At 46.4% G+C, this 20,062-nt stretch carries 36 protein-coding genes; 2 read left to right on the forward strand and 34 right to left on the reverse strand.

Going from position 1 to position 20,062, the window contains the following annotated elements:
• Positions 1-10: 10 nt before the first annotated feature.
• The 34 genes from WN59_RS11670 to WN59_RS11835 all read right to left on the reverse strand — a co-directional run bounded on the left by WN59_RS11670 (position 11) and on the right by WN59_RS11835 (position 18,891).
• On the reverse strand, positions 11-808 hold the full coding sequence (locus tag WN59_RS11670) for an energy-coupling factor transporter transmembrane component T family protein (protein ID WP_046517485.1): 798 nt from the start codon (positions 806-808) through the stop codon (positions 11-13).
• On the reverse strand, positions 798-1,661 hold the full coding sequence (locus WN59_RS11675) for an energy-coupling factor transporter ATPase (RefSeq protein ID WP_046517487.1): 864 nt from the start codon (positions 1,659-1,661) through the stop codon (positions 798-800). The genes WN59_RS11670 and WN59_RS11675 overlap by 11 nt, the downstream gene beginning before the upstream one ends.
• A complete protein-coding gene (locus WN59_RS11680; protein WP_156172436.1) occupies positions 1,658-2,446 on the reverse strand; it encodes an energy-coupling factor transporter ATPase in 789 nt (262 codons plus the stop codon). The genes WN59_RS11675 and WN59_RS11680 overlap by 4 nt, the downstream gene beginning before the upstream one ends.
• A 150-nt stretch (positions 2,447-2,596) precedes the next feature.
• Positions 2,597-2,995: a 50S ribosomal protein L17 gene (rplQ, locus tag WN59_RS11685; RefSeq protein WP_046517491.1), complete on the reverse strand. Its 399-nt coding sequence runs from the start codon at positions 2,993-2,995 to the stop codon at positions 2,597-2,599.
• A gap of 18 nt (positions 2,996-3,013) precedes the next feature.
• Positions 3,014-3,958 (reverse strand): DNA-directed RNA polymerase subunit alpha, encoded by a 945-nt coding sequence (locus WN59_RS11690; protein WP_046517493.1) that lies wholly within the window; start codon positions 3,956-3,958, stop codon positions 3,014-3,016.
• A gap of 86 nt (positions 3,959-4,044) precedes the next feature.
• A complete protein-coding gene (rpsK, locus tag WN59_RS11695; RefSeq protein WP_017547670.1) occupies positions 4,045-4,434 on the reverse strand; it encodes a 30S ribosomal protein S11 in 390 nt (129 codons plus the stop codon).
• 22 nt (positions 4,435-4,456) lie between these two features.
• Entirely contained in the window at positions 4,457-4,822 is a 366-nt protein-coding gene (gene rpsM, locus WN59_RS11700; RefSeq protein ID WP_046517495.1) for a 30S ribosomal protein S13, read from the reverse strand.
• Between the two features lie 24 nt (positions 4,823-4,846).
• Positions 4,847-4,960 (reverse strand): 50S ribosomal protein L36, encoded by a 114-nt coding sequence (gene rpmJ / locus WN59_RS11705; RefSeq protein WP_003156543.1) that lies wholly within the window; start codon positions 4,958-4,960, stop codon positions 4,847-4,849.
• A gap of 30 nt (positions 4,961-4,990) precedes the next feature.
• Complete coding sequence (gene infA, locus WN59_RS11710) at positions 4,991-5,209, reverse strand: translation initiation factor IF-1 (RefSeq protein ID WP_017547668.1); 219 nt, start codon at positions 5,207-5,209, stop codon at positions 4,991-4,993.
• A gap of 152 nt (positions 5,210-5,361) precedes the next feature.
• The gene (locus WN59_RS11715; protein WP_046517547.1) at positions 5,362-6,009 is read right to left on the reverse strand and encodes an adenylate kinase; all 648 of its coding nucleotides are present in this window, start codon (positions 6,007-6,009) and stop codon (positions 5,362-5,364) included.
• 12 nt (positions 6,010-6,021) lie between these two features.
• Complete coding sequence (secY, locus tag WN59_RS11720; protein WP_046517549.1) at positions 6,022-7,320, reverse strand: preprotein translocase subunit SecY; 1,299 nt, start codon at positions 7,318-7,320, stop codon at positions 6,022-6,024.
• Entirely contained in the window at positions 7,320-7,760 is a 441-nt protein-coding gene (gene rplO, locus WN59_RS11725) for a 50S ribosomal protein L15 (RefSeq protein WP_046517552.1), read from the reverse strand. Before rplO ends, secY begins: the two co-directional genes overlap by 1 nt.
• Positions 7,761-7,787: 27 nt before the next feature.
• Positions 7,788-7,967: a 50S ribosomal protein L30 gene (gene rpmD, locus WN59_RS11730; RefSeq protein WP_046517554.1), complete on the reverse strand. Its 180-nt coding sequence runs from the start codon at positions 7,965-7,967 to the stop codon at positions 7,788-7,790.
• Between the two features lie 16 nt (positions 7,968-7,983).
• Positions 7,984-8,484 carry a 30S ribosomal protein S5 gene (gene rpsE / locus WN59_RS11735; protein ID WP_017547663.1) on the reverse strand — a complete coding sequence of 167 codons (501 nt, stop codon included), beginning with the start codon at positions 8,482-8,484 and terminating at the stop codon, positions 7,984-7,986.
• Between the two features lie 21 nt (positions 8,485-8,505).
• Positions 8,506-8,868, reverse strand: a complete 363-nt coding sequence (gene rplR / locus WN59_RS11740; RefSeq protein ID WP_046517558.1) for a 50S ribosomal protein L18 — start codon at positions 8,866-8,868, stop codon at positions 8,506-8,508.
• 25 nt (positions 8,869-8,893) lie between these two features.
• Positions 8,894-9,430 carry a 50S ribosomal protein L6 gene (gene rplF / locus WN59_RS11745; RefSeq protein WP_046517560.1) on the reverse strand — a complete coding sequence of 179 codons (537 nt, stop codon included), beginning with the start codon at positions 9,428-9,430 and terminating at the stop codon, positions 8,894-8,896.
• Positions 9,431-9,454: 24 nt separating this feature from the next.
• Positions 9,455-9,853 (reverse strand): 30S ribosomal protein S8, encoded by a 399-nt coding sequence (gene rpsH, locus WN59_RS11750; protein WP_017547660.1) that lies wholly within the window; start codon positions 9,851-9,853, stop codon positions 9,455-9,457.
• A gap of 29 nt (positions 9,854-9,882) precedes the next feature.
• The gene (locus WN59_RS11755; protein WP_017547659.1) at positions 9,883-10,068 is read right to left on the reverse strand and encodes a type Z 30S ribosomal protein S14; all 186 of its coding nucleotides are present in this window, start codon (positions 10,066-10,068) and stop codon (positions 9,883-9,885) included.
• Between the two features lie 19 nt (positions 10,069-10,087).
• Positions 10,088-10,627, reverse strand: coding sequence for a 50S ribosomal protein L5 (gene rplE, locus WN59_RS11760; RefSeq protein WP_017547658.1), 540 nt, complete (start codon positions 10,625-10,627; stop codon positions 10,088-10,090).
• 26 nt (positions 10,628-10,653) lie between these two features.
• Entirely contained in the window at positions 10,654-10,986 is a 333-nt protein-coding gene (gene rplX / locus WN59_RS11765) for a 50S ribosomal protein L24 (RefSeq protein ID WP_046517564.1), read from the reverse strand.
• A gap of 30 nt (positions 10,987-11,016) precedes the next feature.
• Complete coding sequence (gene rplN / locus WN59_RS11770) at positions 11,017-11,385, reverse strand: 50S ribosomal protein L14 (protein ID WP_017547656.1); 369 nt, start codon at positions 11,383-11,385, stop codon at positions 11,017-11,019.
• A gap of 29 nt (positions 11,386-11,414) precedes the next feature.
• Entirely contained in the window at positions 11,415-11,678 is a 264-nt protein-coding gene (rpsQ, locus tag WN59_RS11775; protein ID WP_082099291.1) for a 30S ribosomal protein S17, read from the reverse strand.
• 21 nt (positions 11,679-11,699) lie between these two features.
• Positions 11,700-11,909, reverse strand: coding sequence for a 50S ribosomal protein L29 (rpmC, locus tag WN59_RS11780; RefSeq protein WP_017547654.1), 210 nt, complete (start codon positions 11,907-11,909; stop codon positions 11,700-11,702).
• A complete protein-coding gene (gene rplP, locus WN59_RS11785) occupies positions 11,899-12,333 on the reverse strand; it encodes a 50S ribosomal protein L16 (protein WP_017547653.1) in 435 nt (144 codons plus the stop codon). Before rplP ends, rpmC begins: the two co-directional genes overlap by 11 nt.
• Positions 12,334-12,349: 16 nt before the next feature.
• Positions 12,350-12,994, reverse strand: a complete 645-nt coding sequence (gene rpsC, locus WN59_RS11790) for a 30S ribosomal protein S3 (protein ID WP_017547652.1) — start codon at positions 12,992-12,994, stop codon at positions 12,350-12,352.
• 21 nt (positions 12,995-13,015) lie between these two features.
• Positions 13,016-13,399, reverse strand: a complete 384-nt coding sequence (gene rplV / locus WN59_RS11795; RefSeq protein WP_046517568.1) for a 50S ribosomal protein L22 — start codon at positions 13,397-13,399, stop codon at positions 13,016-13,018.
• Between the two features lie 31 nt (positions 13,400-13,430).
• A complete protein-coding gene (gene rpsS, locus WN59_RS11800; protein ID WP_017547650.1) occupies positions 13,431-13,709 on the reverse strand; it encodes a 30S ribosomal protein S19 in 279 nt (92 codons plus the stop codon).
• A gap of 57 nt (positions 13,710-13,766) precedes the next feature.
• The gene (rplB, locus tag WN59_RS11805) at positions 13,767-14,603 is read right to left on the reverse strand and encodes a 50S ribosomal protein L2 (RefSeq protein ID WP_046517571.1); all 837 of its coding nucleotides are present in this window, start codon (positions 14,601-14,603) and stop codon (positions 13,767-13,769) included.
• Between the two features lie 38 nt (positions 14,604-14,641).
• Complete coding sequence (rplW, locus tag WN59_RS11810; protein WP_017547648.1) at positions 14,642-14,914, reverse strand: 50S ribosomal protein L23; 273 nt, start codon at positions 14,912-14,914, stop codon at positions 14,642-14,644.
• Complete coding sequence (gene rplD, locus WN59_RS11815) at positions 14,914-15,537, reverse strand: 50S ribosomal protein L4 (protein WP_046517574.1); 624 nt, start codon at positions 15,535-15,537, stop codon at positions 14,914-14,916. Before rplD ends, rplW begins: the two co-directional genes overlap by 1 nt.
• Positions 15,538-15,562: 25 nt before the next feature.
• Positions 15,563-16,225 (reverse strand): 50S ribosomal protein L3, encoded by a 663-nt coding sequence (gene rplC / locus WN59_RS11820; RefSeq protein WP_046517576.1) that lies wholly within the window; start codon positions 16,223-16,225, stop codon positions 15,563-15,565.
• 23 nt (positions 16,226-16,248) lie between these two features.
• Positions 16,249-16,557 carry a 30S ribosomal protein S10 gene (rpsJ, locus tag WN59_RS11825; protein ID WP_017547645.1) on the reverse strand — a complete coding sequence of 103 codons (309 nt, stop codon included), beginning with the start codon at positions 16,555-16,557 and terminating at the stop codon, positions 16,249-16,251.
• Between the two features lie 324 nt (positions 16,558-16,881).
• Positions 16,882-18,216, reverse strand: a complete 1,335-nt coding sequence (locus WN59_RS11830; protein WP_046517579.1) for an NCS2 family permease — start codon at positions 18,214-18,216, stop codon at positions 16,882-16,884.
• A 36-nt stretch (positions 18,217-18,252) separates the two neighbouring features.
• Positions 18,253-18,891: a YczE/YyaS/YitT family protein gene (locus WN59_RS11835; protein WP_046517581.1), complete on the reverse strand. Its 639-nt coding sequence runs from the start codon at positions 18,889-18,891 to the stop codon at positions 18,253-18,255.
• Between the two features lie 146 nt (positions 18,892-19,037).
• On the opposite strand from WN59_RS11835, the gene WN59_RS11840 reads away from it, so the two are divergent.
• Together WN59_RS11840 and WN59_RS13770 are read left to right on the forward strand one after the other, a co-directional pair.
• The gene (locus tag WN59_RS11840; protein ID WP_046517584.1) at positions 19,038-19,742 is read left to right on the forward strand and encodes a PepSY domain-containing protein; all 705 of its coding nucleotides are present in this window, start codon (positions 19,038-19,040) and stop codon (positions 19,740-19,742) included.
• A 139-nt stretch (positions 19,743-19,881) separates the two neighbouring features.
• Complete coding sequence (locus WN59_RS13770) at positions 19,882-20,052, forward strand: SE1832 family protein (RefSeq protein WP_197073420.1); 171 nt, start codon at positions 19,882-19,884, stop codon at positions 20,050-20,052.
• Positions 20,053-20,062: the final 10 nt, after the last annotated feature.

The raw sequence follows: 20,062 nt of genomic DNA on the forward strand, positions 1-20,062 counted from the left end.
GTGATGCTCCTTACTGTCTGATCGTGAACAGGATGATTCCGAACAGGACCATCATGATTATGACGGCTGTATCTTTGAACTGCCAGTCCAGTACACGGTAGCTTGTCCGCCCCTTTTCCCCCTGATAACCCCTGACTTCCATGGCCACCGCCATCTCCTCCGCTCTTTTGAATGCGGATATGAACAGCGGGATGAATATGGGTGTGAGTGCATTGAGGCGTGATTTGAGGCTGCCTGTCATGAACGTGGAGCCCCTTGCGCTCTGTGCCTTGATGATCTTTTCCGTTTCATCCATGAGTGTCGGTATGAAGCGCAGGCTGATCGACATCATCATCGCAATTTCATGTACAGGCACCCTCAGCACTTTGAGCGGCCGGCAGATGCGCTCAATTGCATCGGTCAGGGACAGCGGGCTGGTCGTCAGCGTAAGCAGTGTCGTGATGAGGATGAGCATTGCAAGGCGTATCGTAATGTAGATGCCGCGGATGATGCCTTCGGATTCTATGGTGAACCACCCCGCATCGACCAGCACCGTTCCCCCTTTTGTGAAGAAGAGGTGCATCATGAATGTAAATACGATCAAAAGCAGGATCAGCTTCAGCCCGTTGAACAGGAATATGAGGGAGAGTCCCGCAAGCTTCGTCAGACTGAGGACAAAAAGGATCAGCAGAAGATATCCTGTCCAGTGGTTCGCAAAAAACACAATGATCATGAAGAGCAGCACCGCGATGATCTTCGCCCTGGGATCGATCCTGTGGACCAGGCTGTTGCCGGGGATATACCGTCCGAGCAGCATCTTACTCAGCATGACCATCCCTCCATTTCGTATAGAGCCCGATGAATTCCTCTTTGGTCCCGGGCATCTTTTCGAACTTTATGCCCTTTCGTTCAAGGTCAAAGGTGAGTCTTACTATATCCGGCACTTCGAGTTCGTACTCCCTGAGAAGCGCTTCATCTGTCAGAATATCTTTTGTACTGCCTGAACGGATGAGGTTTCCCTGATTCAGAAGCTTCACTTCATCTGTATACTCGTATACATCGTTCATATCATGGGTGATCAGTATGACGGTGATGCCCATCTCCTTCTGTATTTTCCCGAACAGTTCCATCGTCTCTATATGGCTGAGTGGATCGAGTCCCGCTGTCGGTTCATCCAGGATGAGGACATCGGGTTCCATTGCCAGTATTCCCGCAATGGCAACCTTCCTCATCTGTCCTCCGGACAAATCGAAGGGTTGTTTATCAAACAGAGCTTCATCGACATTCAGCAGCTTCAGATAATATTCCGCCTTCTCCCTGGCTTCATCTTCACCCATGCCGATGTTTTTCGGCCCGAACATCACATCCCTTATGACCGATTCCTCAAACAGCTGGTGTTCGGGGAACTGGAAGACCATGCCCACCCGCTTTTTAGCCTGATGGACGGTCCTCTGTTTCGTCCTGCGTCTGAGTGTAATATCCCCGACGTGCACTTCCCCGTAGCTCGGCAGTAAAAGCCCGTTCAGATTCTGGATCATCGTCGACTTCCCGCTGCCGGTCTGTCCGATGATTCCATAGTATTTTCCTTCTTCGAACTCTGTGCTGATCCTGTTCAATGCCAGGTGTTCAAACGGCGTGTTTTCCTGATAGATGCTCGTCAGCTTTTCCAGTCTGATATTCATAGGCGTTCCACCAGTTCATCGTATGACATGTAGCAGCCCTCGAGCAGCCGGTCCGCCATCGAAATCGTAAAGGGCAGGACGAGCCGGCTTGAAATGAGCGATTCCGTATCCTGGTAGATTTCCTCCACAGTGCCTTCATTGATCACACGGCCGTCCTTCATGACCACGGCATGATCACTGACCCCGATTTCTGCGAGATCGTGGGTGATGTATATGATCGTAGTCATCTTATCCTTATGGATTTGCCCGAGGATTTCAAGCACATCCCGCCTGCCCTGGGGATCGAGCATTGATGTGGCCTCGTCAAGGATGAGGAGGTCCGGCTCCATCGCAAGTGCACCGGCAATCGCCACGCGCTGCTTCTGTCCGCCGGAGAGCCTTGACGGTTCATGGGTGCGGAATTCCAGCATATTGACCGCCCGCAGTGCTTCCTCGACTTTCCTCACCATTTCGTCTCTCTCCACACCGTTGTTTTCCAGTCCGAACGCCACATCATCTTCTACCGTGGCGCCGACAAACTGGTTATCCGGATTTTGGAACACTATCGCAAAGCGTCTCCTGATATCCTGAAGGTTCTCTTCCGTCAGAACCTCTCCGTCTATCCTGATCTCGCCCGCGTAGCCTTCCAGCACGCCCATCAGAAGCTTCACCAGCGTGCTCTTGCCGGAGCCGTTGTGCCCGATTACAGAAGTCCATTCACCCCGCCGGAATTTCAGGGAGATATGATCCAATGCATTATAATCTTCTGCTCTGTAACTGTATGTGACATCGTTGAATTCGATCATATCTCCCACCACCTGAATTTATGTAATAAAAAAGCGCGTACCCTGCGTTCGGAGTCGCGCGATTATTCATGTATTGCCTGCAGGGTACGATGAGCTAGACAATACGGCACGCAGGCCGTACCATCGTAACACTCAGTCTGCTTTTATAGATTATGCTTCTTCTGAAGCAGTTACAGCGCCTTGCACGAATTCGATGATTACGAGTTCAGCACCGTCACCGCGGCGTTCTCCAAGCTTTTTGATGCTTGTGTATCCGCCCTGACGATCTTCAAATCGCGGAGCGATATCGTTGAAGAGTTTTTGGAGCGCATCTTGAGTCGTTCCATCTTCGTTAGTGATTTCAACGTTACGCACTGTCTGGCCTGCACGGCGTCTTGCAGCAAGGTTTCCTTTTTTACCAAGTGTGACGAGTTTATCAGCGACTTTACGGAGCTCTTTAGCTCTTTTTTCAGTCGTTGTAATGCGTTCACTCACGATAAGGGATGTAGCCAGATCGCGCAGCATCGCTTTTCTTTGGTCAGACGTACGTCCGAGTTTTCTGTAGCCCATTGAAATTTACCTCCTTTATCAATCTTCTTTACGAAGCCCCAACCCGAGGTCTTCAAGTTTGAATTTGACTTCTTCAAGAGACTTGCGTCCCAGATTTCTTACTTTCATCATGTCAGCCTCTGACTTATCAGTGAGTTCCTGTACAGAGTTGATTCCTGCACGTTTGAGACAGTTGTAGGAACGTACTGACAGATCCAGTTCCTCGATTGACATCTCAAGAACTTTTTCTTTCTGATCTTCTTCTTTTTCTATCATGATTTCAGCATTTTGCGCCTCATCAGTAAGACCGACAAAGATATTCAGATGTTCATTCATAATCTTGGCAGCCAGTGATACACCTTCCTGCGGGCTGATGGAGCCATCTGTCCAGACATCCAAAGTGAGTTTATCGAAATTGGTCATCTGTCCCACGCGGGTGTTTTCTACTGTGTAGTTTACCTGTTCGATCGGTGTATAGATTGAATCCACCGGAATCACACCTATTGCCAGATCGCTTTTGTTGTTGCCTTCAGCAAGAGTATACCCTCTGCCGCGGTTGGCAATCATACGGATTTTAAGCTGTCCGCCTTTGGAAACAGTGGCGATCTTAAGGTCGCGGTTCAAAATCTCGACATCACTGTCGTGGGTAATGTCCGCAGCCGTCACTACACCGTCACCGCTGACATCTATCTCAAGTGTTTTCTCATCTTCAGAATAGATTTTCAGTGCGAGCTTCTTAATGTTCGTAACGATCGTTGTAACATCCTCAACAACGTTTTCGATTGTTGAAAACTCATGCAGTACATTTTCTATTTCTATCGTTTTGACAGCCGCACCAGGTAATGAAGATAACAGAATGCGACGCAAGGAGTTCCCAAGTGTTGTTCCATAGCCTCTTTCAAGAGGTTCAACAACAAACTTACCAAACTTAGAATCTTCCGATACTTCAACTGTTTCAATTCTAGGTTTTTCGATTTCTATCATTTGTTTACTTTTCCTCCCTTTAAACGCCGGAAATAATATGCAACCATGTGTTTACATTACATGAATAGCGTTCCTGTAACCAGCAATTATACGCGGCGACGTTTAGGTGGACGGCAGCCATTGTGCGGTACAGGAGTTACATCTTTGATTGCTGTAATTTCCAATCCTGCAGACTGGAGCGCACGGATAGCTGCTTCACGACCTGCACCAGGTCCTTTTACTGTAACTTCAACAGTTTTCAGGCCATGTTCCATAGCTGCTTTGGAAGCAGTTTCTGAAGCCATTTGTGCAGCGAAAGGTGTTGATTTCTTGGATCCCTTGAAGCCGAGTGCACCTGCTGATGACCAAGACAATGCATTACCGAAATCATCTGTAATTGTTACGATTGTGTTGTTGAATGTTGAACGGATGTGAGCCACACCGGACTCAATATTCTTTTTCACTTTACGTTTACGAGTTTGTTGTCTGCGAGCCATTATTATTCCTCCTTTTCCCTACTTATTTTTTCTTATTCGCAACTGTTTTAACTGGACCTTTACGGGTACGGGCATTGTTTTTAGTCTTCTGTCCACGAACCGGGAGTCCACGACGGTGGCGAATACCTCTGTAAGATGCGATTTCCATCAGACGTTTGACGTTAAGGTTCTGTTCACGGCGAAGATCACCTTCGATCTTGTAGCTGTCAACAACCTCACGGATTTTGTTCAATTCGTCTTCAGTAAGATCCCTTACGCGTGTGCTTTCTGAAACAGCCGCTTTTTCAAGGATTTCTGCAGATCTGGAATGACCAATTCCGTAAATATAAGTCAGTGAGATTACGACACGTTTTTCACGTGGTACGTCTACTCCTGCAATACGAGCCATATTGTTACACCTCCGTTTATAATTTTAGCCTTGCTTCTGTTTATGCTTAGGGTTCTCACAGATTACCATAACTTTACCTTTTCTGCGGATGACTTTGCATTTTTCACAGATCGGTTTTACTGATGGTCTTACTTTCATGTGTATTACCTCCTTAGAATATGGAGTCCATTATTTGAAACGATAAGTGATTCTGCCCCGAGTCAGATCATACGGTGACATTTCAACTGTTACTTTATCGCCAGGAAGAATACGTATATAGTTCATACGGATTTTACCTGAAACATGAGCGAGTATCTCATGTCCGTTTTCAAGTTCAACTTTGAACATGGCGTTCGGTAAAGTATCGAGTACAGTACCTTCCAGTTCAATAACATCCTGTTTACTCATTATAAATTCCCCCTTTACAGTCTTCTAATCCCTATTAGAAATTCACTTCAGGTGAAGTTTGGACATACACTTAACGTTAAATATTGAACCCGGATATTTTTCGTAGTGAGACGAGCTGGATTCACCCAAAGTGTCTGAAGAGGTGAATATCCTTATAAGTTCTGCAAAATTTCATCAATATCATTGAACACTTCATCAATATCACGAGCTCCATCAACATTGACCAATACACCCTGATTCTCATAGAAGTCAAGCAATGGTGCTGTTTGCTTAATGTTCACTTCAAGACGATTTGCAACTGTTTCAGGATTATCGTCTTCTCTTTGATACAGTTTTCCGCCATCCAGATCACATACGCCTTCCTGTTTAGGAGGGTTGAACACAAGATGGTAAGTGGTTCCGCATACTTCACAGATGCGGCGGCCGGTCAGACGGTTCATCAGCTCTTCTTCAGGCACTTCCACGTTGATTGTTCTGTCAATCTTCGTATCAAGTTCATCCATGATTCTGTTGAGCGCTTCAGCCTGTTCCACCGTGCGGGGGAAACCATCCAGCAGGAAGCCTTCCTTGGCATCACTCTGGCTCAGGCGTTCTTTGACGATACCGACTGTCACTTCATCCGGAACAAGTTCGCCTCTGTCCATATAGGATTTGGCTTCATTGCCGAGCTCTGTTCCATTCTTGATTGCAAGACGGAACATGTCGCCGGTTGAAATATGAGGGATCGGGTATTTCTTTATAATCTTGGAAGCCTGAGTACCTTTGCCGGCACCAGGGAGTCCCATTAATATAATATTCATACGCTTTTCCTCCTACCTGCGTTTTCTGAAACCGCGGTATTCTCTTTGGTTTGCCTGTGCTTCCAATTGTTTCATTGTTTCAAGTGCAACACCGATAACAATCAGTAAGCTTGTACCTCCAATTTGAATCGCCTGCGGCAGATCCATGAACTTCGTTATAAGAAGCGGCAAGATGGAAATTCCGGCTAAGAACAGTGAACCTACAAACACCAGGCGGTACAGCACAGAGGTGATGTAATCCTGGGTGTTTCTGCCCGGGCGTATGCCGGGTACGTAACTCCCCTGTTTCTTAAGGTTATCTGCCATCTTTTCAGGATTGACCTGGACGAATGAATAGAAGTACGTGAATGCTATGATCAGGACAACATAGAAGATCATGCCAAACCAATCTGACGGATCAGCAAATCTCGCCACTGTCTGGGCCCAGTTCTGATCGGGGAAGAATAGCGTCAGTGTTTGCGGCAGCATGAAGAATGCCATCGCAAAGATTACCGGTATTACCCCTGCCGGGTTGACTTTCAGAGGCAGAAATGTCGATTGCGGTGCCAAAGTGGACGAAGTTCTCTGACGTTTCGCATACTGGACCGGGATTTTACGCACAGCCTGCAGGATGAACACGGCAAATGCCGTAATCAGGAGCAGGAATACGAAAAGTGCAGCCATCTGCAAAATAGCCATCGTCGTGTCATCAGCGCCGACAAATCTCTGCTGGTAAAGCTGGATGATTGCATTTGGAATCACACCCAGGATACCTGCAAAGATGATTATGGAGATGCCGTTACCAACACCGTGTGTGGTAATCTGCTCTCCCAGCCACATCAGGAATGCAGTACCTGTTGTAAGTACAAGTGCAATCAACAGATATGATCCGATACTGCTTTCTTCAATCAGCATACCCTGGAACATCTGGTTGAATGCATACGACATACCGATGGATTGTATAAAAGCGAGGACTATAGTGAAATAACGGGTGAACTGAGTCAGCTTACGACGACCAACTTCTCCCTGTTTCGCCCATTCAGCAAACTTCGGCACAACATCCATCTGTAGGAGCTGCACCACGATGGATGCTGTAATGTAGGGCATGATGCCCATGGCAAGGATAGAGAAGTTCATCAATGCTCCACCACCGAAGGTGTTCATCAGATCAAGTACGCCCTGCTGACCGCCTCCCATTTCAAACACGCTCGGATCCACACCGGGAACCGGGATATACGTGCCGATTTTGAAGATGATTAGCATTGCCAGAGTAAAAAGAATCTTACTGCGGATCTCTTTGATTCTGAAGAAATTGGAGATCGTGCCAATCATTAGATCACCTCGTAGCTTCCGCCCTGTTCCTCAATTGCTTTAGCAGCTGAAGCAGAAAACTTATGAGCTTTAATTGTTAATTTTTTCTCCAGAGCACCATTGCCTAAGACTTTGATACCAGATTTTTCATTTTTAACAATGCCATTTTCTTTCAGCACAGCCGGTGTAACTTCAGCGCCGTCTTCTAAACGGTTAAGATCGCTCAGGTTTACAACAGCATATTCTTTACGGTTGATGTTCGTGAATCCGCGTTTAGGAATTCTGCGGAACAGTGGAAGCTGTCCACCTTCGAATGTCAGACCAACACCGCCGCCGGAACGTGAGTTTTGTCCATCGTGTCCACGGCCGGATGTTTTACCGTTGCCGGAAGACATACCACGTCCTACACGGTTGCGATTTTTACGAGCGCCTTCTACAGGCTTCATCTCATGTAATTTCATCTTCGCACCTCCTATTTTATAATATCATTATTTTTCTTCGACTGTAACCAAGTGGCTGACTTTTGCAACCTGTCCTCTGATCTGAGGTGTATCTTCATGTTCTACAGTTGAGTTGGTTTTCTTCAAACCGAGTGAAGCAACTGTTTTCCTCTGAGATTCAGGCTTGCCGATCAAGCTTTTTTTGAGGGTGATTTTAATCTTTGCCATATCTGTGTTTCCCTCCTTAGTTTCGTAGCTCTTCTACTGATTTACCACGCAATTCAGCAACTTCTTCTGCACTCTTCAGTTCAGTGAGTCCTGTGATCGTTGCGCGTACAACGTTGATTGGAGTGTTCGCACCCAGTGATTTACTCAGGATATCTGTAACACCTGCAAGCTCAAGTACCGCACGGACCGGTCCGCCTGCGATAACACCTGTACCAGGAGCGGCTGGTTTCATGAATACTCTGCCGGAGCTGAAGCGTCCGATGATTTCATGTGGAACAGTACCGTCAACAAGTGGTACTTCGATAAGATCTTTTTTAGCAGCTTCGATTGCTTTTTTGATTGCTTCAGGTACCTCTTGGGCTTTACCTGAACCGAATCCTACGCGGCCTTTTTTGTCCCCGACAACAACAAGTGCTGAGAAACGGAACTTACGTCCACCTTTTACAACTTTAGCGATACGGTTGATCGTAACCACACGCTCTTCGAATTCTTGTACTTTCTCTTCTCTACGAGCCATAAATGAATTTCCCTCCTTCGATTAGAATTGCAGACCGTTTTCACGTGCAGCTTCTGCCAACGCTTTAACGCGTCCGTGATAGAGATAGCCTCCGCGGTCAAATACTACAGTTTCTACATTTTTATCTTTAGCACGTTTTGCTATGAGTGCGCCTACTTCAGCAGCAGCATCTACGTTAGAGCCGTTTTCACCTTTGAAATCCGGATCAGTTGTAGAAGCACTTGCAAGTGTAACCTGCTGGCTGTCATCAATTACTTGTGCATAGATGTGCTGGTTGGAACGGTAGACGTTCAAACGTGGTCTTTCGGCTGTGCCGGAAAGCTTGTTACGCACTCGCTGATGTCTTTTTTGACGCACTTTGTTCTTGTCAATTTTAGCGATCATTGATGTTCACTCCTCACTTTAATTATTATTTACCAGTTTTTCCTTCTTTACGACGAACGAGTTCATCTTTATAACGGATACCTTTTCCTTTGTAAGGTTCAGGTGGACGTACGGCACGGATTTTTGAAGCGAGTGCTCCAACATACTCTTTGTTGATGCCTTCGATTTTAACATTCGTGTTACCATCCACTGAGATGGAAAGGTCCTCGGAAGGTTCAAATTCAACCGGGTGAGAAAGTCCAACACTCAGGACAAGTTTGCTGCCCTGCATTTGCGCACGGTAACCTACACCAACCAACTCAAGTTCTTTGGTGAAGCCCTGTGACACACCTACAACCATATTGTTGATGAGTGCACGGGTTGTACCATGGACAGTACGGTGTTCTTTGGAATCACTTGGTCTGACGACTTCAAGTGTATTATCTTCCAGGTTATAAGTCATATCTTCATTAAATGTATTTACAAGTTCACCTTTGGGACCCTTTACTGTGACAGTAGATCCGTCAATTGTGACTGTTACATCACTTGGAATTTCAATAATACGTTTACCTACACGGCTCATTAGTTTGCACCTCCTGTTAATTCATTACCAAACGTATGCGAGTACTTCCCCGCCGATATTTCTTTTGCGTGCTTCTTTATCAGTAAGCACACCTTCTGATGTTGAGATAAGAGCAATTCCAAGGCCGTTAAGGACTTTAGGAAGTTCTTCCCTCTGTGCATATACTCTGAGTCCAGGCTTGGAGATACGCTTCAGGCCTGTGATGACTCTTTCGTTTTTACTGCTGTATTTAAGGAATACACGGATAACGCCTTGCTTGTCATCTTCGATGTATTCTACATTTTTAACATAACCTTCTGCTTTCAGGATTTCAGCGATTTCCTTCTTGATGTTAGAAGCAGGGATTTCTAGTGTTTCATGTCTGACGATGTTCGCATTTCTAATGCGTGTCAACATGTCTGCAATTGGATCTGAGATTGTCATTTAAAGTGCCTCCTTTCAATTTATGGCGCTTACCAGCTTGCTTTTTTAACGCCAGGGATCTGACCTTTGTAAGCAAGTTCACGGAAACAAATACGGCAAAGCTTGAATTTGCGAATTACTGAATGTGGTCTTCCGCATCTTTCGCAGCGTGTGTATTCTCTTACTTTGAACTTTTGTTCTTTTTGCTGTTTAGCAATCATTGATTTTTTAGCCACAATTTCGCCTCCTTATAACTTACTTTTGAAATGGCATTCCGAACTGGGTAAGCAGTTCACGAGCTTCTTCGTCTGTGTTCGCTGTTGTAACGATGACGATATCCATACCTCTGACTTTGGATACTTTATCGTAGTCGATTTCAGGGAAGATCAATTGCTCTTTTACACCGAGTGTGTAGTTACCGCGTCCGTCGAAAGCTTTCTTCGAAATACCTCTGAAGTCTCTTACGCGCGGGAGGGATACTGAGATCAGTTTATCCAGGAAATCGTACATTCTTTCACCGCGGAGTGTGACTTTCGCTCCGATAGGCATTCCTTCACGCAACCTGAATGTAGCGATGGATTTTTTAGCTTTTGTGATTACCGGTTTCTGACCAGTGATTGCTTCAAGTTCTTCAACTGCAGTATCCAGTACTTTTGCGTTTTGAACTGCATCACCAACACCCATGTTCACAACAATCTTCTCGATTTTCGGTGTCTGCATCACAGATGTATAATTGAATTTATTAACAAGTTCGCTTTTGATTTGTTCATTGTAACGGTCTTTCAAACGTGCCATTGGATGGACCTCCTTCCATTAACTGATTAGTTCTTTTCGTATTTTACAGCCGGGATCTCTTTTCCGGACTTTACAGCTATTCTCACTTTGGTTCCGTCTTCCTTGAATTCATGACGGATACGAGTGCGTTCGCCTGTTTCAGGATCAACGTGCATTACGTTGGATACATGGATTGCCGCCTCTGTTTCGAGGATGCCGCCTTCAGGGTTCATCTGGGAAGGCTTCAGGTGTTTCTTGATCATGTTGACATTTTCAACAACCACACGGTCTTTTGCAGGGATTGCTTTGAGGACTGTGCCTTCTTTACCTTTATCTTTACCGCTGATTACAACGACTTTGTCTCCAGTTCTTACGTGCATGGGAATCGCACCTCCTTATTTAAATGTGGATTATAGTACTTCAGGTGCAAGTGAAACGATCTTCATGAAGTTGCCTTCACGGAGTTCACGCGCCACTGGACCGAAGATACGTGTACCTCTTGGACCTTTATCATCGCGGATGATTACACATGCGTTTTCGTCAAACTTGATGTATGAACCATCTTCACGGCGTACGCCCGATTTAGTTCTTACGATTACAGCTCTGACTACTTCACCTTTTTTAACAACGCCACCTGGCGTTGCATTTTTTACAGTAGCAACGATTACATCACCGATATTCGCTGTTTTACGGCCTGTACCACCCAGAACTTTGATAGTGAGCACTTCACGTGCACCTGAGTTATCTGCCACTTTCAAGCGGGATTCCTGTTGAATCATGCGAATGGACCTCCTTTACCTTCGATTGTTTAGATGATGACTGATTCTTCAACGATTTCCAAGAGACGGAAACGTTTAGTCTTGGACAACGGACGTGTCTCTTCGATTCTTACGATGTCGCCCATTTTCGCTGAGTTGTTTTCATCATGAGTTTTATATTTTTTAGAATATTTAACACGTTTTCCAATGATAGGGTGTCTTTTTTGAGTCTCTACCACTACCGTAATTGTTTTGTCCATCTTGTCGGATACAACACGGCCGCGGTAAGTCTTGCGTTCGTTTTTACCTTCCACTGTGTAAACCTCCCTTATAGATTACTGGTTTGCTTTAGCTTCGCTGAGCTCTCTCTCGCGGATAGTTGTTTTCATTCTTGCGATAGTTTTTCTAACCTCTTTGATACGAGCAGTGTTCTCTAGCTGGCCTGTTGCTAGCTGAAAGCGTAGGTTGAAGAGTTCTTCCTTCAGTTCTTTAACGTTTGTTTCGATTTCGGAAGTTGTCAGATCACGGATTTCTTTAGCTTTCATTCGTATCACCACCTAATTCTTCACGTCTTACGATTTTTGTTTTCACAGGCAGTTTGTGAGCAGCAAGGCGAAGCGCCTCTTTAGCTACATCTTCTTCTACACCTGCAACTTCGAACATGACACGGCCAGGTTTTACTACTGCAATCCAGCCTTCCACTGCACCTTTACCTGAACCCATACGTACTTCCAACGGTTTTTTGGTATATGGAGTGTGCGGGAAGATGTTAATCCACACTTTACCGCCACGTTTCATATAACGGGTCATAGCGATACGCGCTGCTTCAATCTGTCTTGAAGTGATCCATGATGTTGTTGTAGCCTGCAGTCCGTATTCACCGAATGATACTTCAGTTCCGCCTTTAGCGCGTCCTTTTGTGTCCGGACGGTGTTGACGACGGTATTTTACTCTTTTTGGTAATAGCATTTGTCAATTTCCTCCTTTACTTGTTGTCAGTCTTAACAGGAAGAACTTCTCCACGGTAGATCCATACTTTGACACCGAGTTTGCCGTATGTCGTATCTGCTTCTTCATGTGCATAATCAATGTCAGCACGAAGTGTATGCAGTGGAACTGTTCCTTCACTGTAACCTTCAGAACGTGCGATGTCTGCGCCGCCAAGACGACCAGAAACCTGTGTTTTGATACCTTTTGCTCCAGCTTTGATCGCTCTTCCAAGTGCCTGTTTTTGAGCTCTGCGGAAGGATACGCGGTTTTCAAGCTGACGTGCGATACTTTCTGCCACCAATTTAGCATCCATATCCACTTTTTTAACTTCGATTACATTTATGTGTACTTTTTTGCCGGTAAGTTTGTTAAGAGCAGTTCGGAGCTTGTCGATCTCGCTACCACCTTTACCAATTACCATGCCCGGTTTGCCTGTATGAAGCGCGATGTTCACACGGTTAGCAGCGCGTTCAATTTCCACTTTGGAAACTGCTGCGTCTTTAAGGTTGTTTTCGATATATTCACGGATTTTAAGGTCTTCGTGCAAAAGATCTGCAAAGTCTTTGTCTGCATACCATTTTGCTTCCCAGTCACGGATGACACCTGTACGAAGTCCAATAGGATTTATCTTCTGACCCAAATTAATTCCCTCCTTGTGGTTTTATGCGTTTTCTTCCACTTTGTTTTCTTCAGTTTCTTCTACTTCTTCTGAGACAGCTTCAGAAACTACAACTGTAATGTGGCTTGTACGCTTGTTGATTTTTGTTGCGCGTCCTTGTGCACGTGGACGGAAACGTTTCAATGTCGGACCTTCGTCAGCGTATGCTTCAGATACTACAAGGCTGTCGATATCCATGTCATAGTTATGTTCAGCGTTCGCTACGGCTGATTTGAGCACTTTCTCAACTACCGGCGAAGTTCTTTTATTAGTCAGGTTAAGAATTGCGATTGCTTCTCCAACTTCTTTGCCGCGGATAAGGTCAAGTACCATTCTCGCTTTGCGTGGAGCAATTCTAACTGTTTTAGCAACTGCTTTCGCTTGCATCTTTCGTTCCTCCTTTTATACCGTCTTTAACTTATCTTCTTGTTTTCTTGTCGTCGTTTCCATGACCTCTGTACGTTCTGGTTGGAGCGAATTCTCCAAGCTTGTGTCCGACCATGTCTTCTGTAACATATACCGGCACATGTTTGCGTCCGTCATATACGGCGATTGTCTGGCCGATGAAGTTAGGGAAGATTGTGGAACGGCGTGACCATGTTTTGATTACACTTTTTTTGTTGCTTTCGTTGTTCGCTTCAACCTTTTTCATGAGGTGTCCGTCAACGAAAGGTCCTTTTTTAAGACTGCGAGCCATTTAGGCGCCTCCTTCCAATAATGCGTGCGGATTTGTCATCCGCACACTATGGTTACTTTATTTCTTGTTCTTACGCTTTCTTACAATCAGCTTATCAGAGCGGTTTTTGCCTCTGCGGGTTTTCTTGCCGAGAGTCGGTTTGCCCCAAGGTGACATTGGTGACGGACGTCCGATTGGAGCGCGGCCTTCACCACCACCGTGTGGGTGATCGTTAGGGTTCATTACAGAACCGCGGACTGTAGGACGCTGTCTCTTCCATCTGGAACGGCCGGCTTTACCGACATTGATCAGTTCGTGCTGTTCATTGCCGACAGAACCGATTGTTGCACGGCAAGTCGCAAGGATCATGCGGACCTCACCTGAACGGAGTCTTACAAGTACATATTTACCTTCTTTACCAAGAACCTGTGCGTTCGCACCGGCAGACCTTACAAGCTGGCCGCCTCTTCCCGGTTTAAGTTCGATATTATGGATAGTAGTACCGACAGGGATGTCCTGGAGTGCCATTGCGTTACCTGTTTTGATATCCGCATCCGGGCCACTCATGATTTCGTGTCCAACCTTCACGCCTTTAGGTGCAAGGATGTAGCTTTTCGCACCGTCTGCATATACAACAAGTGCAATGTTCGCTGAACGGTTCGGATCGTACTCTATTGTTGCAATACGGCCTGGCACGCCGTCTTTGATACGTTTGAAGTCGATTACTCTGTATTGACGCTTGTGTCCGCCACCTTTATGACGAACTGTCATTTTACCCTGGTTGTTGCGTCCCGCTTTTTTCGGAAGCGGCTGTAATAATGTACGTTCCGGCGTTGTGGATGTAATTTCTGCAAAGTCGGAACCAGTCATATTACGACGAGCGTTCGTGGTCGGCTTATATTTTTTAATCGCCATCTCGTTTTACCTCCTTAATGGTATATCGGCTCTTCTAATTAGAAGATTTCAATAGAGCCTTCTTTAAGTGTTACGATTGCTTTTCTTCTTCTCTTAGTGTAGCCGCTGTAACGCCCCATGCGTTTTTTCTTCGGCTTGTAGTTCATGATATTCACTTTTTCGACTTTGACATCGAAAATTTCTTCAATTGCATATTTCACCTGTGTCTTGTTGGCTCTGACATCTACGTCAAAAGTGTACTTGTCAGAAGACATCAGATCAGCAGAACGCTCAGTGATTACCGGGCGTTGAATGATATCGCGTGCATCCATTACAGAAGCACCTCCTCTGCTTTATTGATAGCACCTTCAGTGAAGATAACACGGTCAGCAGAAAGGATGTCGAGTACGTTGAGCTGCTGAGGAGTCAGGATAGTGACACCCTGCAGGTTACGGGATGAAAGCTCGATATTCACATCTTCGCTTCCGAGTACAAGCAGTACCTTTTTGCTCGCTTCAAGATTTTCCAGAATTGCAAGGAAATCTTTTGTTTTTGGCGCATCCATAGTGAAGTCTTCAACTACTGTGAATGCTTCCTCGTTCACTTTGGCGGAAAGCGCTGAACGAAGTGCCAGACGGCGCATTTTCCTAGGCATTTTGTAGGAGTAGCTCCTTGGAGTTGGTCCGAATACTACTCCGCCGCCGCGGTAGTGAGGGGCACGGATTGTACCCTGACGTGCGTTGCCTGTACCTTTTTGTCTGAAAGGTTTTTTGCCGCCGCCACGTACTGCCGCACGGTTCTTAACTGAATGAGTTCCGCGGCGGAGTGACGCGCGTTGTAGGTTTACAGCTTCGAACAGGACGTGCTGGTTGGGTTCGATGCCGAAAATTTCCTGGTTGAGGTCTATAGAATTAACTTTAGTTCCTTCTTTTGATAAAACATCTAAGCTTGCCATGTGTTAAATCCTCCTTCCTTATCTATTATTTAACACCTTTTTTAAATGCTGCTGCGATTTTGAGATATCCTTTACGCGGACCTGGCACGTTTCCTTTAACGAGTAGGACGTTGCGCTCAGTATCCACTTTGACGATTTCAAGGTTTTGAAGTGTAACCGTTTCTCCACCCATGCGTCCAGGCATGTCTTTGCCTTTGAAAACGCGGGCCGGATCACTCATCTGCCCGATTGAACCGGGAGCTCTGTGGAAACGGGAGCCGTGGCTCATTGGTCCGCGGCTTTGGTTGTGGCGTTTGATGTTACCCTGGAAGCCTTTACCTTTTGATGTTGCTGTTACGTCCACAAAGTCGCCTGCTTCAAATGTATCTACAGTGACTTCTTGACCTACTTCGAATTCATCTGCTGCGAGATTTTTGAATTCGCGTACGAAGCGCTTAGGGGCTGCACCTGACGCTTTGGCGTGTCCAGTCTCAGCCTTGTTTGCGTATTTCTTTGATTTTGCGCCTTCAAAGAATTCACGTTTATCGTCGAAACCGATCTGTACTGCATTGTAGCCATCAGTTTCTTCCGTTTTCTTCTGCAACACGACGTTGCCTGCTGCTTCTACTACTGTTACCGGGATGAGCTCGCCGTTTTCACCGAAAACCTGAGTCATACCCACTTTTTTACCTAAGATTCCTTTGGTCATCGAAAGTCGCACCTCCTGCTATATTATAGTTTAATTTCGATGTCCACACCTGATGGCAGGTTGAGTCCCATAAGAGCATCAACTGTTTTTGGTGTAGGGTTGAGAATGTCGATAAGACGTTTGTGTGTACGCTGCTCAAACTGCTCGCGAGAGTCTTTGTATTTGTGCACCGCACGGATGATTGTGTAAACAGTCTTCTCAGTCGGCAACGGGATTGGACCTGATACGTCCGCACCTGAACGTTTAGCTGTTTCTACAATTTTCTCCGCTGACTGATCAAGTACTCTGTGATCGTAAGCTTTCAAACGAATACGAATTTTTTGTTTTGCCATTATTTTACCTCCTTCTGGTCGTCATCATTGATTGATAGACTTTCTCCACGAAAATTCTCTTTACACGCAAGCCATGGCAAAGCGGCCGGGCGTGTCAGTAACCTCTCGCTTCTTCGATACTAAAAACCCTGCCATCTATGTAGAATGGCGTGTTTTTAACATGAGGACACATATGTCCCTCATTTAAGTCCAACGTTAGATATAATACATGAAAAAGGTGAAAAAATCAACAGTAAACACAAGATTTCTTCACCTTTTTACATGGATTTCCCTTAACCTGGTCCATTATACAATATACAGTTACATATTACAATATCAATTTCGCTATTCCGTAATGAAGACGAAGTACAGGACGAATATCACGAACAGTGCATACATCATCGGGTGTATCTCTTTTCTTCTGCCCGCCATGATCATGGTGATCGGGTAGAAGACGAAACCGATGGCGATCCCTGTAGCGATGCTGTATGTCAACGGCATCATGAACATGGTCAGGAAAGCGGGCACAGCCACTTCGAACTGGTCCCATCTGACTTTGGACAGATTGGACACCATCAGGGCACCGACAATGATGAGCGCCGGGGCAGTCACTTCTGACGTAAACGTCACAATCAGCGGGGATACGAAGATCGCGAGCAGAAACAGCGTCCCGGTGACGACGCTCGCGAAACCTGTCCGGGCTCCGGCCGCGACACCTGCTGTGGACTCTACGTAAGATGTTGTCGTCGATGTGCCGAATATCGATCCTGTAATGGTGGCAATGGAATCGGAAAGGAGCGCCCGGTCTGCGCGCGGCAGTTTATTATCCTTGATCATGTTCGCCTGACTCGCGACACCGACCAGGGTTCCGGCAGTGTCGAAGAAATCCACGAACAGGAATGTCAGGACGACGATCAGGAACTGCATATTGAAAAACGCCGCCGGATCTTTGAATGCATCAAACGCGACGCCGAAAGTCGGCTCGATGCTCGGGACTGAACCCACAATGCCTTCAGGCATGGGAACAAGGCCGAAGAACAGACCGATTACAGCAGTGATGATCATGCCGATGAATATCGCCGCCGGCACTTTCCTTGCCATCAGTATGACTGTAATCACCAGTCCGCCGAGGGCAAGCAGCACTTTCGGGTCATGGATGGCACCCAGTCCGACCAGGGTCGCTTCGTCCATTGTAATGATTCCGGCACTCTGCAGACCGACGAATGTAATGAAGAAACCGATACCGGCACTGACCGCCATTTTCATTTCCATCGGTATGGAATTTATGACATATTCCCGCAGGCCGGTAACAGTCAGAATCGCAAAGATCACACCGGAGAACAGAACCCCTGTGAGCGCCGTCTGCCACGGGATCCCCATTGTGAGGACGACTGTAAATGCGAAGAATGCATTGAGCCCCATGCCGGGGGCAAGTGCAATCGGGTATCTCGCATACAGTCCCATGATCATACAGCCGATAAACGCGGCAAGGGCAGTAGCCACGAAAACGGCGCCCATATCCATCTTCATGGAATCAGGTATGCCTTCCACCCCCTGCAGGGAAAGGACAGACGGGTTGACTGCAAGTATGTATGCCATCGACAGGAATGTCGTCAGACCGCCGATGATCTCCCGGCGGTAGCTCGTTCCATTTCCTTCAAAATCAAAATATTTTTTCATGAATATCTCCATTCTTTCATTAGGATAACTGAGCGGCTAGATAACTTTAATGATGTCAGGGTCTTCTCCCCCGAGAAACCGGACCATGAGCTTCCGCGTGAGCGGCAGGAATACTTCTATCAGCCTGCCGAGACCAAGGATGATGATCACCGTACCGATGAACACCGGCCCGCCGAGCAGAAAACCGGCAACTGCTGCGCCAAGTTCCATGACATTGCGCGCCATCGACAGCTTCATATTGAATTTTTCCACCAGCACAAGCATCAATGTATCCCGCGGGCCCGCCCCGAGGTTCGGTGTGATGTAGAACGCGACGCCGAATGCCATGACAAAGAGACCGAGTGCAAAAATCAGAGAGTGTGCGAACCAGCCCTCCACATCGGGGATCAGCCAGTTGAATATATCTATGAATACACCGATTGCAAACATATTTATATAGACGCCGATTTTAGGCCAGCGCCGCATTCCGATGGCAGTCAGCAGAACGATCACAGCACCGGTAATGATCGCCCAGGAACCGATTGTCAGACCGAATGTCTGCCAGAGTCCGTAGTGGAGGACATCCCAGGAACCAAGCCCCAGAAGACGCCCTTTGATCGTAAGGGCGATGCCCAGGGCAAGAATGATCAGACCAACGACATAAAAAAGCCAGCGTTTTGCAAGATTCTGTTTCAATTAGACACCTTCCTCACCTATCATATCTCAAACAGTTTACGCTTTTGAGAGGAAAAATGCAATACGTGCCCGGCTTCACATGAAGGGTTTAAATCATGCCATAACGGGAAGTTGGAAACCAACGATACAGTGAAGAGGTGGTAATGATGTCGCATAGGTTTAAACTGGCAGGCATCCTGCTTTCAGCAGGCCTAATCATGGCTGCTTGCGGCGGTGATGAAGAAGGTCCGGAGGGAAACGGTGATGCAGAGGACACTTCTGCAGATGAAGGAATGGAAAACATGGAAGAGAACAATGAAGATGCAGGCGGCGGAAACGATACATCAGACGGGCAGTCGGATGGTTCCGGCAGCAGCTCTTCCGAAACGATTTCGCAGGAGGACATCAACCATGATGCCCGGGAGGCAGTGGATGCCGCCATGGAGAATTATGACGGCAAACTCATCCAGGTCGAACTTGATCATGACGAAGGCCGATGGGTATATAAGGTAGATATGGAACAGGACAGCGAAGAATACGAAACCAGGCTTTCAGTCGACGACCTGTCAGTCATCAATGAACAGACCGAAACGGATGATGATAAAGATTCAGAAGACCAGTTTGAGTATGGTGATGCCATCCCCGCTGAAGATGCAGTGCAGACAGCCATTGATGAAGCGGGAGGCAGCGGAGAGATTGAAGGTTGGTCCTTAGACAGGGACGACGGCGCCCTGGAGTATGAAATAGAACTTATGAATACAGATAATGGCGATGCCGACATTACAATCGATGCTGAATCGGGAGAAGTCACCGCCACAGATTATGATAACGACGATGATAACGACGATGATGACGATGATGACAGCGACTGATGATCGCATGATAAAAGCAGACCGGAATCAGGACACCCTGATTCCGGTTCTTATTTGTGTTAATAAAATGTCACGACTCATTTATGCATATCAATATGATTGTGATATGATACAACTATAATTCAAGGTGGTGATATTCATGGATTTAGATTATAAACTTCTCGAACTGAAGAATGAATACGTCCGTATCCAGGGAGATTTGGAAAAGCTCGAATCCACGGGTAACAATACATCCAAAATGGAAGAGCGTCTTGCCGGGATTGAGCGGGAGATCTCTGAAACCAAAGCTGCCATCAGAAACCAGAAATAAAGTATAGGAA

Origin of the sequence: Salinicoccus sediminis (assembly GCF_000986795.1) — a bacterium.
GTDB lineage: Bacteria > Bacillota > Bacilli > Staphylococcales > Salinicoccaceae > Salinicoccus > Salinicoccus sediminis.

Coding starts and splice junctions, on each gene's coding strand:
- WN59_RS11670 (WP_046517485.1), bottom strand. CDS start 808: ATGCTGAGTAAGATGCTGCTCGGACGGTATATCCCCGGCAACAGCCTG.
- WN59_RS11675 (WP_046517487.1), bottom strand. CDS start 1,661: ATGAATATCAGACTGGAAAAGCTGACGAGCATCTATCAGGAAAACACG.
- WN59_RS11680 (WP_156172436.1), bottom strand. CDS start 2,446: ATGATCGAATTCAACGATGTCACATACAGTTACAGAGCAGAAGATTAT.
- rplQ (WP_046517491.1), bottom strand. CDS start 2,995: ATGGGCTACAGAAAACTCGGACGTACGTCTGACCAAAGAAAAGCGATG.
- WN59_RS11690 (WP_046517493.1), bottom strand. CDS start 3,958: ATGATAGAAATCGAAAAACCTAGAATTGAAACAGTTGAAGTATCGGAA.
- rpsK (WP_017547670.1), bottom strand. CDS start 4,434: ATGGCTCGCAGACAACAAACTCGTAAACGTAAAGTGAAAAAGAATATT.
- rpsM (WP_046517495.1), bottom strand. CDS start 4,822: ATGGCTCGTATTGCAGGAGTAGACGTACCACGTGAAAAACGTGTCGTA.
- rpmJ (WP_003156543.1), bottom strand. CDS start 4,960: ATGAAAGTAAGACCATCAGTAAAACCGATCTGTGAAAAATGCAAAGTC.
- infA (WP_017547668.1), bottom strand. CDS start 5,209: ATGAGTAAACAGGATGTTATTGAACTGGAAGGTACTGTACTCGATACT.
- WN59_RS11715 (WP_046517547.1), bottom strand. CDS start 6,009: ATGAATATTATATTAATGGGACTCCCTGGTGCCGGCAAAGGTACTCAG.
- secY (WP_046517549.1), bottom strand. CDS start 7,320: ATGATTGGCACGATCTCCAATTTCTTCAGAATCAAAGAGATCCGCAGT.
- rplO (WP_046517552.1), bottom strand. CDS start 7,760: ATGAAATTACATGAGATGAAGCCTGTAGAAGGCGCTCGTAAAAATCGC.
- rpmD (WP_046517554.1), bottom strand. CDS start 7,967: ATGGCAAAGATTAAAATCACCCTCAAAAAAAGCTTGATCGGCAAGCCT.
- rpsE (WP_017547663.1), bottom strand. CDS start 8,484: ATGGCTCGTAGAGAAGAGAAAGTACAAGAATTCGAAGAGCGTGTGGTT.
- rplR (WP_046517558.1), bottom strand. CDS start 8,868: ATGATCGCTAAAATTGACAAGAACAAAGTGCGTCAAAAAAGACATCAG.
- rplF (WP_046517560.1), bottom strand. CDS start 9,430: ATGAGCCGTGTAGGTAAACGTATTATTGAAATTCCAAGTGATGTAACA.
- rpsH (WP_017547660.1), bottom strand. CDS start 9,853: ATGACAATCTCAGATCCAATTGCAGACATGTTGACACGCATTAGAAAT.
- rplE (WP_017547658.1), bottom strand. CDS start 10,627: ATGGCACGTTTGAAAGACCGTTACAATGAACAAATCAAAAGCGAACTT.
- rplX (WP_046517564.1), bottom strand. CDS start 10,986: ATGCACGTAAGAACTGGAGACAAAGTCGTTGTAATCAGCGGTAAAGAT.
- rplN (WP_017547656.1), bottom strand. CDS start 11,385: ATGATTCAACAGGAATCCCGCTTGAAAGTGGCAGATAACTCAGGTGCA.
- rpmC (WP_017547654.1), bottom strand. CDS start 11,909: ATGAAAGCTAAAGAAATCCGTGATCTGACAACTTCCGAAATCGAAACA.
- rplP (WP_017547653.1), bottom strand. CDS start 12,333: ATGCTATTACCAAAAAGAGTAAAATACCGTCGTCAACACCGTCCGGAC.
- rplV (WP_046517568.1), bottom strand. CDS start 13,399: ATGCAAGCGAAAGCAGTTGCTAAAACAGTTAGAATTGCTCCACGCAAA.
- rpsS (WP_017547650.1), bottom strand. CDS start 13,709: ATGGCTCGCAGTCTTAAAAAAGGACCTTTCGTTGACGGACACCTCATG.
- rplB (WP_046517571.1), bottom strand. CDS start 14,603: ATGGCGATTAAAAAATATAAGCCGACCACGAACGCTCGTCGTAATATG.
- rplW (WP_017547648.1), bottom strand. CDS start 14,914: ATGGATGCACGCGATATCATTCAACGCCCGGTAATCACTGAGCGTTCT.
- rplD (WP_046517574.1), bottom strand. CDS start 15,537: ATGGCAAGCTTAGATGTTTTATCAAAAGAAGGAACTAAAGTTAATTCT.
- rplC (WP_046517576.1), bottom strand. CDS start 16,225: ATGACCAAAGGAATCTTAGGTAAAAAAGTGGGTATGACTCAGGTTTTC.
- rpsJ (WP_017547645.1), bottom strand. CDS start 16,557: ATGGCAAAACAAAAAATTCGTATTCGTTTGAAAGCTTACGATCACAGA.
- WN59_RS11830 (WP_046517579.1), bottom strand. CDS start 18,216: ATGAAAAAATATTTTGATTTTGAAGGAAATGGAACGAGCTACCGCCGG.
- WN59_RS11840 (WP_046517584.1), top strand. CDS start 19,038: ATGTCGCATAGGTTTAAACTGGCAGGCATCCTGCTTTCAGCAGGCCTA.
- WN59_RS13770 (WP_197073420.1), top strand. CDS start 19,882: ATGGATTTAGATTATAAACTTCTCGAACTGAAGAATGAATACGTCCGT.